Genomic DNA, 12775 nt, shown 5'->3' on the forward strand with positions numbered 1-12775 from the left:
AGGATGGGTTCACGGACTCGGGAGCGGCCCTATGATCGGGGCAGCTTCCGACAACAAGAACTTCACGGGATATCGCCATGCGCCGCTTTCTGCTTGCCCTCCTGACCGTCTTCAGCCTCAACGCTGTGGCGGACGACAGCTGGAAACCCTTCCCCTACGACCAGAGCGCCTTCGATTACAGCGGCGACAAGTTGCGCGAGGCCTGGCCGCGCCTGACCCGCGGCTTCGGCACCAACTATCCCTTCCCCGATGCGGACTGGGTGGTCACCATGGCCACGAAGCATCCCGAAGCTCTCAAGAAGACGGTCGCAGCCGGCACCGGCTTCAGCGGCAAGCCGGAAGAGGCGCAGGTCTACGCTGAGAAGCTGCAGGACGTGTGGCGCAAGGTGTTTCGCGGCGACTTCGCCCAGGCCAAGAAGGACGGCCTGGCGCTGGGCGTCGGCGGACAAGTGCCCGGCATGTTCGCCCAGGTGCTCTACGCCATGTTCCTCGCGCCGAACCAGGAGGAGAAGCAGCGCCTGCTGGAAGAAGTGATCAGCTACACCGACGACGCCGGCCCGTTGCTCAACGCCGACCCCATTGCCCAATTCGGCCGCGCCTACGCCAAGGCGCGCCTGGCCGAAGACCTGCCGGTGCCGGTGGTGCTCAAGCGCGGCTATACCAGCGAGATCCCCAAGGAGCTGGACGCCCTGCTGGCCAAGCAGCCGAACCAGCCCTTTGCCCTGGCGCTCTACGGCGGCTATGAAGCCGGCGTGATCCGCAAGGTCGGCAAGCTGGTAGGCAAGATGACCTACGGGGTGAGCGCGGACAAGATGGAGCAGTACTTCGCCCGCTCCTTCCGCGCCGCCGACGACCTGCCCATCGGCCACTACGAATACGCCAATGCGCTGGCCTACGTGTACGGCGAAGATGAAGAGCAGAAAGCGCTGGAGCAGCTGAAGAAAGCAGTGGCAATCAAGCCGATCAACGCTATGGAGGCGCTGGAAATTGCCCACGCCCAGCAATTGCTGAAGAAGGCGCAGCAGGAGATGGCGCAGCGCTGATGCTCTCCTGTAGGAGCGAGCTTGCTCGCGAACCGCCCAGCTATTGAGCCGCCGACAAAAGATTCGCGAGCAAGCTCGCTCCTACAAAGAACCAGAACGAAAAAGGCTGCCCGAGGGCAGCCTTTTTTATTCGCCGAACCGTCAGGGACGGTGTGGGCGGCTCAGGTATTCGTGGGACTGCATTTCCAGCAGACGGCTCAGGGTGCGCTGGAACTCGAACTCCAGGCGGCCGCCGGTGTACAGGTCTTTGAGCTCGACCTCGGCGGAGAGGATCAGCTTGACGTTGCGGTCGTAGAACTCGTCCACCAGGTTGATGAAACGGCGAGCCATATCGTCCTTGGTCACGCCCATCTGCTCGACATTGGAGATCAGGATGGCGTGGAAGATCTTCGCCAGCTCGATGTAATCGTTCTGGCTGCGCGGGCCGTCGCACAGCTCGCGGAACTCGAACCAGGCCACGTCATCGCAGGTGATGCGCGCGCGGATTTCGCGGTTCTCGATCATCAGCGCGTCATCGCGGGTGGCAGCGGCACACTCCGGGGTCAGCGCCTTGAAGTCGCGGGTCATGGCCTGCTCGGCCTGCTCGGACAGCGGCCAGTGGTACAGCTCGGCCTGTTCCAGGGCGCGCAGGCGATAGTCCACGCCGCTGTCGACGTTGACCACTTCGGTGTGCTGCTTGACCAGGGCGATGGCCGGCAGGAAGCGGGCGCGCTGCAGGCCGTCCTTGTACAGGCCGTCCGGCACGATGTTGGAGGTTGCCACCAGGCTGACGCCGTTCTTGAACAGTTCTTCCAGCAGGGTCGCGAGGATCATCGCGTCGGTGATGTCGGAGACGAAGAACTCGTCGAAGCAGATCACCCGGGCCTCGTCGGCGAAACGCTTGCCGATGATGGTCAGCGGGTTCTTCTCGCCCTTGAGGGTCTTCATTTCCTCGTGGACGCGCTTCATGAAGCGGTGGAAGTGCGTGCGCATCTTCTGCTTGAAGGGCAGCGCCTCGAAGAAGGTATCCACCAGGTAGGTCTTGCCACGGCCGACGCCGCCCCAGAAGTACAGGCCCTTCACCGGCTCCTGGGTCTTCTTGCCCAGCAGCTTGCCGAACAGGCCAGTCTTGCCTTTATCAGCGGCGACCAGGTCGTCGTAGAGGCGTTGCAGATGCTTCACGGCGTTCGCTTGCGCGGCGTCGTGGAAGAAGTCGGGGCGTTTGAGGTCTTCCTGGTAGCGCTGAAGAGGCGTCATGATCGGTAGCAAGGCAACGAAAACGGGGGCGCACACTTTAGCGGCGCCCCCGTTTCTTGGCAATTGGCCGGTAGTCGGACCGGCCTGCTGCACCTCACTCCTGCGGAGCGAGAGCCTCGTGCAGACGCTGCATGGCAGCGTCGCGCTCCGCGTCGGTGGAGAACTCCGGGCTGTACGCCACGGCTTCGCCATCCAGGCGCACGCTGAAGGTGTTCAGCTCGGCGTGCAGGTCCAGCTCCTCGGACTGCAGGCGCTTGGTCACCTGGCCGGCAGCCTTGCCATCGGCGAAGGCGATGGAAAGCAGCAGTTGCTCACCGGCGGCGTCCAGCAGGCGGAAGCGGAAGCCGTCGTCCTCGCGGAAGCTGACGAAACGCGCAGCCTTAGCCGCCTTTTTCTTGCCTTCGCTGGCCACCTGCACCTGCTCGCGGAACGACCGCAGACCGACGGCCTCGCGCAGTTCGCCGAGGAACGGAGTGGCGATGCGGCGAGCCTTGGCGGCACCGGCCAGGAGGATGTCCTCCAGGTCAGCCGGGCGGGTGATCAGCGCGTGGTAGCGCTCGCGGGCCTCGCCCAGCTCGTTGTCGAGCAGATCGAACAGGCGCTGCTTGGCTTCGCCCCAAGCCAGGCCACCGAGCAGTTCAGCGCGGAACGCGGCCTGTTGCTCGTGGGTGGAGAAGGCCTGATAGAGGGTGAACAGGTGCGAGTTATCTGGATCTTTCGGCTCGCCCGGCGCACGGGAGTCAGTGACGATGCGCGCGACAGCGTCCTTGAGCTGCTTGGCAGTGCCGAACAGCGGAATGGTGTTGTCGTAGCTCTTGGACATCTTGCGACCGTCCAGGCCCGGCAGGGTCGCCACGTCTTCCTCGATCACCACTTCCGGCAGGGTGAACAGCTCCTTGCCGTTGCCGAACAGGTGGTTGAAGCGCTGGCCGATGTCGCGGGCCATTTCCACGTGCTGGATCTGGTCGCGGCCGACCGGCACCTTGTGGGCGTTGAACATCAGGATGTCCGCGGCCATCAGCACCGGGTAGCTGTACAGGCCCATGGTGACGCCGGCATCCGGGTCTTCGCCGGCCTCGACATTCTTATCCACCGAAGCCTTGTAGGCGTGGGCGCGGTTGAGCAGGCCCTTGGCGCTGACGCAGGTGAGCAGCCAGGTCAATTCGGGGATTTCGGGAATATCGGACTGGCGATAGAAAGTCGCCTTGTCCGCATCCAGGCCGCAGGCCAGCCAGGTGGCGGCGATTTCCAGGCGTGAACGCTGGATGCGCGTCGGATCATCACATTTGATCAGCGCGTGGTAGTCGGCCAGGAAGTAGAAGGAATCTGCCTGCGGATCGCGGCTGGCGACGATGGCCGGGCGGATGGCGCCGGCGTAGTTGCCCAGGTGCGGAGTACCGGTGGTGGTGATGCCGGTCAGGATACGGGTCGTCATGGGAATCCAGGAATCAACACAAATGAAATGGCGGGCCGGATGGTAACGCGGCTTGGCGGCCTAGGCGAGCCGGGCCTGAATCAGGTCCTTGAGCTCGATCAGCTTGCCGTGGAAGAAATGACTGCACTCGGGGATGCGGATCAGTTCGTGGGGCTTGGTCAGCTCGGCGCTCCAGGCGTAGACGCGCTCAGGCGTCACCACTTCATCTGCCTCCGGCTGAATCACCGTGAGCGGGCAGCGCTCAGGCAACTCGACATCGAAGCGCTCCACTGGCGGCGCCAGCATGAACAGTTGCGCCAGCGCCGCGCCCTCCTCTTCCAGGCGCTGGGCAGCATTGCCGGCCACGCAGGAACCGAAGGAAAAGCCCATCAGCGTCAGCGGCAGTCCCGGATGCTGCCCGGCAAGCCAGCGCGCGGCGGCCAGCGCGTCGTCGATCTCGCCACGGCCTTCGGCATAACTGCCGGCGCTCTGACCCACGCCACGAAAATTGAAACGCAGGGTGGCGTATCCTGCATCCCGTGCGGCGCGCTGCAGGGTGGCGACCACTTTGTTCTGCATGGTGCCGGCAAACAGCGGGTGCGGATGACAGATCAGCGCGACGCCTTTCGCATCAGGCGCGGCGAGGTGCAGGGCTTCCAGCTGGCCTTCGGGACCATCGAGGAACAGGGGGATTTCGCGGGTGGTCAAACAACAGCTCCGTGACCCCGTGGCGGGTCGTCTCGTCTAGCTCAATACCTGCGCAGGCGGCGAAGCGTTCGCCACGGTATACAAGCACAGGTGCAAGCCGCTAACGTAAAGCAAAGCCGTCTATAGAGGAAGGATTCGCGTGGAACAGTCCCTCACCACCTGGTTGCTGCCGCTACTCGCCCTGATCGTCGGGGTCGGCATCGGCTTTCTGATCGCCCGTCTGCTGCCCAACGCCGCGCCCAACAAGCTGCAGCGTCAGGTGGACGACATGCAGGATCGTTTCGATAGCTACCAGCGCGAAGTGGTGACCCACTTCAGCACCTCCGCCAGCCTGATGAAAAAGCTCACCCAGAGCTATCAGGATGTGCAGGAACACCTGTCCGAAGGCGCCGAGCGCCTGGCCCTGGACGAGCAGACCAAGCAGCGCCTGCTGGCTGCCCTGCATGCCGACGAATACCCAGAGCGCCGCGAGCGCCTGACTCCGCCGGCGAACAACGAAGCGCCGCGCGACTACGCGCCCAAGACCGGCGACGGCCCGGGCACGCTGGACGAGACCTACGGGCTGAAAAGCAAGTATTGAGCCCTGTCCCCAGAAGCCCCGCAATAGCGGGGCTCTTTCATGTCCGCGCAAATGCGCGACCCATAGGAGCGAGCTTGCTCGCGAACCGCTGAACGCTCAATCGCCGAGGCATGGTTCGCGAGCAAGCTCGCTCCTACAAAGATCAAAAGAAAAGCCCCGCCTAGGCGGGGCTTTTTCTTTTCAGCGCTGTGCGATCAGATCGCGCCGCGCTGGCGAAGCAGGTCGAGGACTGCCTTGACGCCCTCTTCCACCGACTGGCTCTGGGTGTCGATCACCAAATCGGCATCCAGCGGCACGTCGAACGGGAAGGACTCGCCCGGGATGTTGTCCTGACCGGCGGCGTACAAGCCCTGCGGGTCGCGTTCACGGCAAACCTGCGGGGAGGCCTGGACGTACACGGTGACCAGGCGCTCGGCGCCAATCAGCGATTTGGCGCGCTCACGACCTTCGGCGCTAGGGGCCACGAAGGCACACAGGCTGATCAGGCCAGCCTCGTTGAACTGCCTGGCCACATGGGCGGTGCGCAGCCAGTTCTCGGTGCGACCGGCGCGGTCCTGCGGCAAGCCCTTGTTCAGGTCATGACGCAGGTTCTGGCCGTCCAGCACATAGACCGCACGGCCCATGTCGAACAGCTTGCGCTCCACCGCGTAGGCCAGGGTGCTCTTGCCCGCCCCGGAAAGCCCGCTGAACAGTACGGTGGCCGGTTGCTGGCCGAATCGTGCTGCGCGCTCCTCCCGAGCTACATGGGCATTTGCACCGTGGTGTACGGCGGTGCCATGGCTCGATTGCGGAGCGGCGATGATCATGCCGGCACCGACGGTGCCGTTGGTCAGGCGGTCGACCACGATGAAGGCACCAGTGGTGCGATTCTGTTCGTAGCCGTCCAGCGCAATCGGAGCATCCAGGCTGACCTTCACGCGGGCGATCTCGTTGAGCTTGAGTTCGCTGGCGGCGGTCTCTTCCAGGGTGTTCACGTCCACCTTGTGGGTGATGCTCGGAATCGAGCCCGGCACATAGCTGGTGGCACGCTTGATGTCGTACTTCTTGCCCGGCAGCATCGGCTCTTCAGCCATCCACACCAGCATGGCATCGAAGCCGTCGGTCACCTGCGGACGGTTGTCGGCATGCACCAGCATGTCGCCGCGGGAGACGTCGATCTCGTCTTCCAGGGTCAGGGTGACGGCCTGGCCCGGGCCGGCCTGCTCCAACTCGCCCTCGAAGGTGACGATGGACTTGACCTTGCTGCCCTTGCCCGACGGCAGGGCCACGACTTCGTCACCCTTGCGCACGATGCCGCTCGCCAGGGTGCCGGCGAAGCCGCGGAAGTTCAGGTTCGGACGGTTGACGTACTGCACCGGGAAGCGCATGTCGTCGAGGTTGCGGTCGCCCGCGACTTCCACGGTCTCGAGAATTTCCATCAGCGACTGGCCGGTGTACCACGGCGAGCGCTCGGACTTGTTGACCACGTTGTCGCCCTTCAGCGCCGACATCGGCACGAAGTGCAGGGAGTTGGTCTTGAGGTTGATCTTCTCGGCGAACTGCAGGTAGTCGGCCTTGATCTGCTCGAAGACGCCCTCATCGAAGCCCTTGAGGTCCATCTTGTTGATGGCGACGACGATGTGCTTGATGCCCAGCAGCGAGGCAATGAAGCTGTGCCGGCGGGTCTGGGTCTGCACGCCGTAGCGGGCGTCGATCAGGATGATGGCCAGATCGCAGGTGGACGCGCCGGTGGCCATGTTGCGGGTGTACTGCTCATGGCCGGGGGTGTCGGCGATGATGAATTTGCGCTTGGAGGTGCTGAAGTAGCGGTACGCCACGTCGATGGTGATGCCCTGCTCACGCTCGGCCTGCAGGCCATCCACTAGCAGCGCCAGGTCGACGTCGTCGCCGGTGGTACCGACTTTCTTGGAATCCTTGGTGATGGCCTCGAGGTGGTCCTCGTAGATCATCTTGGAGTCGTGCAGCAGGCGCCCGATCAGGGTGCTCTTGCCGTCGTCGACGTTGCCGCAGGTGAGGAAGCGCAGGAGTTCCTTGCGCTCGTGCTGGGCCAGGTAGGCGAGGATGTCCTCGCTGATCAGATCGGATTGATGCGACATGGTGCGAGAACCTTAGAAGTAGCCCTGACGTTTCTTTTCTTCCATCGAACCGGCGGCGTCGTGGTCGATGACCCGGCCCTGGCGTTCGGAAGTCCGCGTCAGCAGCATTTCCTGGATGATTTCCGGCAGCGAAGTAGCGGTGGACTCTACCGCGCCGGTCAGCGGGTAGCAGCCCAGGGTGCGGAAACGCACCATCTTCTTCTGGATACTGGCCTTCTGCTCGGGCGTGAGGTGCTCGAGGATGCGCTCGTCATCGATCATGATCAGCGCGCCGTTCATCTCGATGACTTCGCGCTCTTCGGCGAAGTACAGCGGCACGATCGGGATCTGTTCCAGGTAGATGTATTGCCAGATGTCCAGCTCGGTCCAGTTCGACAGCGGGAAGACACGGATCGACTCGCCCTTCTTCACCTTGCCGTTGTAGACGTTCCACAGTTCCGGACGCTGGTTCTTCGGGTCCCAGCGGTGCTTGCTGTCACGGAAGGAGTAGACGCGCTCCTTGGCGCGGGACTTCTCTTCGTCGCGGCGGGCGCCACCGAAAGCGGCATCGAAACCGTACTTGTCGAGGGCCTGTTTGAGGCCTTCGGTCTTCATGATGTCGGTGTGCTTGGCGCTGCCGTGGGTGAACGGGTTGATGTCCTGCGCCACGCCATCGGGGTTGATGTGGGTGATCAGGTCCAGGCCGTATTCGCTGACCATCTTCTCGCGGAAGCGGTACATCTCCTGGAATTTCCAGCGGGTGTCGACATGCATCACCGGGAAAGGCAGCTTGCCGGGGAAGAAGGCTTTACGCGCGAGGTGAAGCATCACCGCGCTGTCCTTACCGATCGAGTACAGCATCACCGGGTTGTCGAACTCGGCGGCGACCTCGCGGATGATGTGGATGCTCTCGGCCTCCAGCTGTTTCAGATGCGTCAGTTTGTCGACCATGGCTACTCACGGAATTGCTTATGGACGGCCGGCGGGCCGTAGACGAGCGCGCACTCTATCACAGCGCAAGGCTCTAACCGGGGAGCGGGTTATACCGAAAAAATATACCGATATAGCCATACGCGCTCAGTGCGAAAGCCGGCTGCGGACAGCATCTGAAAGGCTACTCCGGGACGCTCGAACGAGACGCCCCAAGGCCCCAAACGCCATCTCGGAAATATCCTCGAGACTTTTCCTGCAACAGAGTCAGCAGCGTCCTTGAGGCGCTCCCGGCTTGTGCACGGCCGGCACTGCGCTAGCATAGCGGCACGTTTTCCTGCCCCAGAAGATCTCCCATGCGCCGCATCGTTTTCGCCCTGCCTTTGCTCGTCCTCGTCTCCGCGTGCAGCAGCAAACCGACTCCCGCTCCACAACCGGCCCAGAAGCCGAAGGCACCGACCCTGATCACCCCCAACGCCCACCCGGCGTTCGGCTCGGTACAGCCGATCACCCCGCTGCGCGGCGATTACGCGAACAACGCCAACGCCAATCGCTTCATCGACATGATGGTGAGCAAGCACGGCTTCAATCGGCAGGATCTGCATGACCTGTTTGCCCAGACGCAGGAGCTGGACTGGGTGATCCGCCTCATGGACCGCCAGGCGCCGACCTACACGCCGCCCAGCGGCCCGAACGGTGCCTGGCTGCGCTACCGGAAGAAGTTCATCACCCCGGATAACGTGCAGAAGGGTGTGCAGTTCTGGAACGAATACGAAGCCGACCTGCAGCGCGCCTCGCGCACCTACGGTGTGCCGCCGGAAATCATCGTCGGCATCATCGGCGTGGAAACCCGCTGGGGCCGCGTGATGGGCAAGACGCGGATCATCGACGCACTGGCCACCCTGTCGTTCTCCTACCCGCGTCGCGCCGAGTTCTTCAGTGGCGAACTGGAGCAGTTCCTCCTGCAGGCGCGCAACGAAGGCGACAATCCCCTGGAAATGCGGGGCTCCTATGCCGGCGCCATGGGTTACGGACAGTTCATGCCCTCCTCTTTCACCCAGTTCGCAGTGGACTTCGACGGCGACGGCCACCGCGACCTGTGGAACCCGCGCGATGCCATCGGCAGCGTGGCCAACTACTTCAAGCAACACGGCTGGGTCACCGGCGACGCGGTGGCGATCCCGGCCATCGGCCAGGCCCGCTCACTGGAAGACGGCTTCAAGACCCAATACTCGATCAGCGCGCTATCCGCCGCCGGCCTGCGCCCGCAGGGTTCGCTGGGCAATCACCAGACCGCCAGCCTGCTGCGCCTGGACATGGGCAACACCTACCAGTACTGGTACGGCCTGCCGAACTTCTACGTAATCACCCGTTACAACCACAGTACCCACTACGCCATGGCAGTGTGGGAGCTGGGCAAGGCGGTGGACCGCCAGCGCCACGGCTACCGCTGAGGCACGTACAAAAAAGCCGGCTCATTGAGCCGGCTTTTTTCATGCCTGTTTCCGGATGCGGCAGGATGATCGAGCAGCAGCCACCTTGCAGCGAACGAGGTTTCCTGCCATCTCAGCCCAGGGTGGGTTCGCGAGCAAGCTCGCTCCTACAGCCATCCCTGCAAGACCTGGCGCTGGGTCTGAACGCCATCAGGCCGGGTTCGGGCAATCGATGAACAGATGCTCGATGGCGAAGCGCTTGGCCAGGTAGTCTCCCAGCGCCTGCACGCCGTAGCGCTCGGTGGCGTGGTGGCCGGCGGCGATAAAGCTGATGCCGTTCTCCCGCGCGCTGTGCACGGTCTGCTCGGAGACTTCGCCAGTCAGGTAGGCATCGACACCAGCGGCAATCGCCTGGTCGATATAGCCCTGAGCGCCGCCGGTGCACCACGCAATGCGGCGGATTGGCTGGCCGCCATCGACCAGCAGCGGTTCGCGGCCAAGCACGTCACGCACATGGATTGCGAGATCGCTGGGCAGCATGGGCTCGGCCAGCGAGCCGACCAGCACGATGGAGCGGGGGTTGCCCGGTTCCAGCGGCCCTTCGATCTCGAAACCAAGCTGGCGACCGAGCTGCACGTTGTTGCCCACCTCGGGATGCAGGTCCAGCGGCAGGTGGTAGGCCAGCAGGCTGATGTCATGGCTCAGCAGGGTCTTCAGGCGGCGTTGCTTCATGCCCACCACGCGGGCATCCTCGCCCTTCCAGAAATAGCCGTGGTGGACCAGCACCACATCGGCGTCCGCTTCCACGGCCGCATCCAGCAGCGCCTGGCTGGCGGTGACACCGGAAACGATACGGCGCACCTGCGGGCGGCCCTCAACCTGCAGGCCGTTGGGGCAGTAATCCTGAATCTTCGCGGCGTCCAGGAAACGGTCGGCTTCCTCGACCAGCGTGCTCAGTGCGATAGCCATCGAAATTCCTCCAACATCGGCTGCGAGCGTCTATTTTCTTGGCTCGCCGCCCGTATAATGGCCGCCACCCTATCGGCCATCCCCCGGCCAAGCAACCCCAAGGATTTTCTTCGATGCTGAAGGCCCTGCGTTTCCTCGGCTGGCCCGTGCTGGTTGGCGTGCTATTGGCTCTTCTGATCATCCAGCATAACCCGCAATGGGTCGGCCTTCCGCAGCAGGAAGTGCATCTGCAACAAGCGCCATTGCTCAGCCGCCTGCAACAGGGCCCGGTCAGCTACGCCGATGCCGTGACACGCTCGTCGCCCGCCGTGGCCAACCTGTACACCACCAAGATGGTCAGCAAGCCGAACAACTCGATGCTCGATGATCCACTGTTCCGGCGCTTCTTCGGCGATAACCTGCCGCAGCAGAAACGCATGGAGTCGAGCCTGGGTTCGGCGGTGATCATGAGCCCCGAAGGCTACCTGCTGACCAATAACCACGTAACCTCCGGCGCGGACCAGATCGTCGTGGCCCTGCGTGACGGCCGCGAGACCATTGCCCGCCTGGTGGGCAGCGACCCCGAGACCGACCTCGCGGTGCTGAAGATCGACCTCAAGGACCTGCCCTCGATCATGCTCGGCCGCTCCGACGGCATCCGCACCGGCGACGTCTGCCTGGCCATCGGCAACCCCTTCGGCGTCGGCCAGACCGTCACCATGGGCATCATCAGCGCCACCGGCCGCAACCAGCTGGGCCTGAACACCTACGAAGACTTCATCCAGACCGACGCGGCGATCAACCCAGGCAACTCCGGCGGCGCGCTGGTGGACGCCAACGGCAACCTGATTGGCATCAACACCGCGATCTTCTCCAAGTCCGGCGGCTCCCAGGGCATCGGCTTCGCCATTCCGACCAAGCTGGCGCTGGAAGTCATGCAGTCGATCATCGAGCACGGCCAGGTGATCCGTGGCTGGCTCGGCGTCGAAGTGCAGCCGCTGACCCCGGAACTGGCCGAATCCTTCGACCTCAAGGACAAGGCCGGCATCGTCGTCGCCGGCGTCTACCGCGACGGCCCCGCTGCCAAGGCCGGCCTGCTGCCCGGCGACATCATCCTGAACATCGATGGCGAAGCCGCCAGCGACGGTCGCCGCTCGATGAACCAGGTCGCGCGCACCAAGCCGGGCGAGAAGATCACCATCGAAGTGCTGCGCAACGGCAAGCCGGTGACGCTCAACGCCGAAGTCGGTCTGCGCCCGCCGCCCGCCCCTAATGGCAACTGATGCCGCCCTCTTTTCCAGAGCAATGAAAAACGGCGCCCGAAGGCGCCGTTTTCTTTTGCAGCGATAGCCTTACAGCTTCATGCGCAAGGCATCCAGCAGAGCCTGATTCTGCTCCTCGGTGCCGATGCTGATGCGCAGGAACTGGTTGATCCGCTGCTGCTTGAAGTGGCGCACGATGACGCCTTCTTCGCGCAGGGCGGCGGCCAGTTCGGCGCCGTCACGCTGCGGGTGGCGAGCGAAGATGAAGTTCGCCGCCGACGGCAGTACGTCGAAGCCCAGGGTCTTGAGCTCGGCCACCAGCTTCTCGCGGCTGTGGATAACCGCGTTGCAGGTCTGCTCGAAGTACGCCTGATCCTCGAACGACGCCACCGCACCGGCCAGGGCCAGACGGTCCAGCGGGTAGGAGTTGAAGCTGTTCTTCACCCGCTCCAGCGCTTCGATCAGGTCTTCATGACCAATCGCGAAGCCGACCCGCAGGCCCGCCAGGGAACGTGACTTGGACAGGGTCTGCGCCACCAGCAGGTTCGGGTAGCGGTTGACCAGGGAGATCGCGGTCTCGCCGCCGAAGTCAACGTAGGCCTCGTCCACCAGCACCACGCTGTCCGGGCTGGCTTGCAGCAGGCGCTCGATGGCATCGAGCGGCAGCAGGCAACCGGTGGGCGCATTGGGGTTGGGGAAGATGATGCCGCCGTTCGGGCGCGCGTAATCCTCGACGCGGATCTGGAACTGCTCGTCCAGCGGCAGCGCTTCGAAGTCGATGCCGTAGAGGCCGCAGTAGACCGGATAGAAGCTATAGGTCACGTCGGGGAACAGCAGCGGCTTGCCGTGCTGGAACAGCGCGTGGAAGGCATGGGCCAGGACTTCGTCCGAACCGTTGCCGACGAAGACCTGGGAGGTTTTAACGCCGTGGTACTGGGCGATGGTCTGCTTCAGGCGATCGGCGTTCGGGTCCGGATACAGGCGCAGCGTGTCGTTCAGCTCGGCCTGGATCGCGGCGACCACCTTCGGCGACGGGCCGTAGGGGTTCTCGTTGGTGTTCAGCTTGACCAGCTTGGCCAGCTTCGGCTGCTCGCCCGGAACGTAGGGCACCAGTTCCTTGACGAAGGGACTCCAGAATTTGCTCAT

At 63.7% G+C, this 12775-nt stretch carries 11 protein-coding genes; 4 read left to right on the top strand and 7 right to left on the bottom strand.

The window, feature by feature from the left end; all coding sequences use genetic code 11:
• The first annotated feature begins 77 nt into the window (after nt 1-77).
• A complete protein-coding gene (locus AC2T4A_RS28915; protein ID WP_478377284.1) occupies nt 78-1043 on the top strand; it encodes a hypothetical protein in 966 nt (321 codons plus the stop codon).
• A 141-nt stretch (nt 1044-1184) separates the two neighbouring features.
• Here AC2T4A_RS28915 and zapE read toward each other — a convergent pair whose 3' ends face one another.
• From zapE to AC2T4A_RS28930, 3 genes are all read right to left on the bottom strand, one after another.
• Complete coding sequence (gene zapE / locus AC2T4A_RS28920) at nt 1185-2279, bottom strand: cell division protein ZapE (RefSeq protein ID WP_416744862.1); 1095 nt, start codon at nt 2277-2279, stop codon at nt 1185-1187.
• A gap of 94 nt (nt 2280-2373) precedes the next feature.
• Nucleotides 2374-3714 (bottom strand): tryptophan--tRNA ligase, encoded by a 1341-nt coding sequence (locus AC2T4A_RS28925; RefSeq protein WP_416744861.1) that lies wholly within the window; start codon nt 3712-3714, stop codon nt 2374-2376.
• Between the two features lie 60 nt (nt 3715-3774).
• Nucleotides 3775-4401, bottom strand: a complete 627-nt coding sequence (locus AC2T4A_RS28930) for an alpha/beta hydrolase (protein ID WP_486742389.1) — start codon at nt 4399-4401, stop codon at nt 3775-3777.
• 139 nt (nt 4402-4540) lie between these two features.
• On the opposite strand from AC2T4A_RS28930, the gene AC2T4A_RS28935 reads away from it, so the two are divergent.
• Nucleotides 4541-4981 carry a Z-ring associated ZapG family protein gene (locus AC2T4A_RS28935; RefSeq protein ID WP_045209602.1) on the top strand — a complete coding sequence of 147 codons (441 nt, stop codon included), beginning with the start codon at nt 4541-4543 and terminating at the stop codon, nt 4979-4981.
• Nucleotides 4982-5175: 194 nt separating this feature from the next.
• On the opposite strand, the gene cysN is transcribed toward AC2T4A_RS28935, so the two are convergent.
• Together cysN and cysD are read right to left on the bottom strand one after the other, a co-directional pair.
• Complete coding sequence (cysN, locus tag AC2T4A_RS28940) at nt 5176-7077, bottom strand: sulfate adenylyltransferase subunit CysN (protein ID WP_416744858.1); 1902 nt, start codon at nt 7075-7077, stop codon at nt 5176-5178.
• Between the two features lie 12 nt (nt 7078-7089).
• On the bottom strand, nt 7090-8007 hold the full coding sequence (gene cysD / locus AC2T4A_RS28945) for a sulfate adenylyltransferase subunit CysD (protein ID WP_236174420.1): 918 nt from the start codon (nt 8005-8007) through the stop codon (nt 7090-7092).
• Between the two features lie 335 nt (nt 8008-8342).
• Between cysD and mltB the strand changes: the two genes are divergently transcribed.
• The gene (mltB, locus tag AC2T4A_RS28950) at nt 8343-9440 is read left to right on the top strand and encodes a lytic murein transglycosylase B (RefSeq protein ID WP_486742390.1); all 1098 of its coding nucleotides are present in this window, start codon (nt 8343-8345) and stop codon (nt 9438-9440) included.
• A 189-nt stretch (nt 9441-9629) separates the two neighbouring features.
• On the opposite strand, the gene AC2T4A_RS28955 is transcribed toward mltB, so the two are convergent.
• On the bottom strand, nt 9630-10388 hold the full coding sequence (locus AC2T4A_RS28955; RefSeq protein WP_416744856.1) for a Nif3-like dinuclear metal center hexameric protein: 759 nt from the start codon (nt 10386-10388) through the stop codon (nt 9630-9632).
• Nucleotides 10389-10501: 113 nt separating this feature from the next.
• On the opposite strand from AC2T4A_RS28955, the gene algW reads away from it, so the two are divergent.
• A complete protein-coding gene (gene algW, locus AC2T4A_RS28960; RefSeq protein WP_218435693.1) occupies nt 10502-11650 on the top strand; it encodes a Do family serine endopeptidase AlgW in 1149 nt (382 codons plus the stop codon).
• A gap of 69 nt (nt 11651-11719) precedes the next feature.
• On the opposite strand, the gene hisC is transcribed toward algW, so the two are convergent.
• Nucleotides 11720-12775: a histidinol-phosphate transaminase gene (gene hisC, locus AC2T4A_RS28965; protein WP_478377289.1), complete on the bottom strand. Its 1056-nt coding sequence runs from the start codon at nt 12773-12775 to the stop codon at nt 11720-11722.

It is taken from the genome of Pseudomonas sp. PVC-3-1 (assembly GCF_057444315.1).

Coding starts and splice junctions, on each gene's coding strand:
- algW (WP_218435693.1), top strand. CDS start 10,502: ATGCTGAAGGCCCTGCGTTTCCTCGGCTGGCCCGTGCTGGTTGGCGTG.
- hisC (WP_478377289.1), bottom strand. CDS start 12,775: ATGAGCAAATTCTGGAGTCCCTTCGTCAAGGAACTGGTGCCCTACGTT.
- mltB (WP_486742390.1), top strand. CDS start 8,343: ATGCGCCGCATCGTTTTCGCCCTGCCTTTGCTCGTCCTCGTCTCCGCG.
- cysN (WP_416744858.1), bottom strand. CDS start 7,077: ATGTCGCATCAATCCGATCTGATCAGCGAGGACATCCTCGCCTACCTG.
- AC2T4A_RS28955 (WP_416744856.1), bottom strand. CDS start 10,388: ATGGCTATCGCACTGAGCACGCTGGTCGAGGAAGCCGACCGTTTCCTG.
- zapE (WP_416744862.1), bottom strand. CDS start 2,279: ATGACGCCTCTTCAGCGCTACCAGGAAGACCTCAAACGCCCCGACTTC.
- AC2T4A_RS28925 (WP_416744861.1), bottom strand. CDS start 3,714: ATGACGACCCGTATCCTGACCGGCATCACCACCACCGGTACTCCGCAC.
- cysD (WP_236174420.1), bottom strand. CDS start 8,007: ATGGTCGACAAACTGACGCATCTGAAACAGCTGGAGGCCGAGAGCATC.
- AC2T4A_RS28915 (WP_478377284.1), top strand. CDS start 78: ATGCGCCGCTTTCTGCTTGCCCTCCTGACCGTCTTCAGCCTCAACGCT.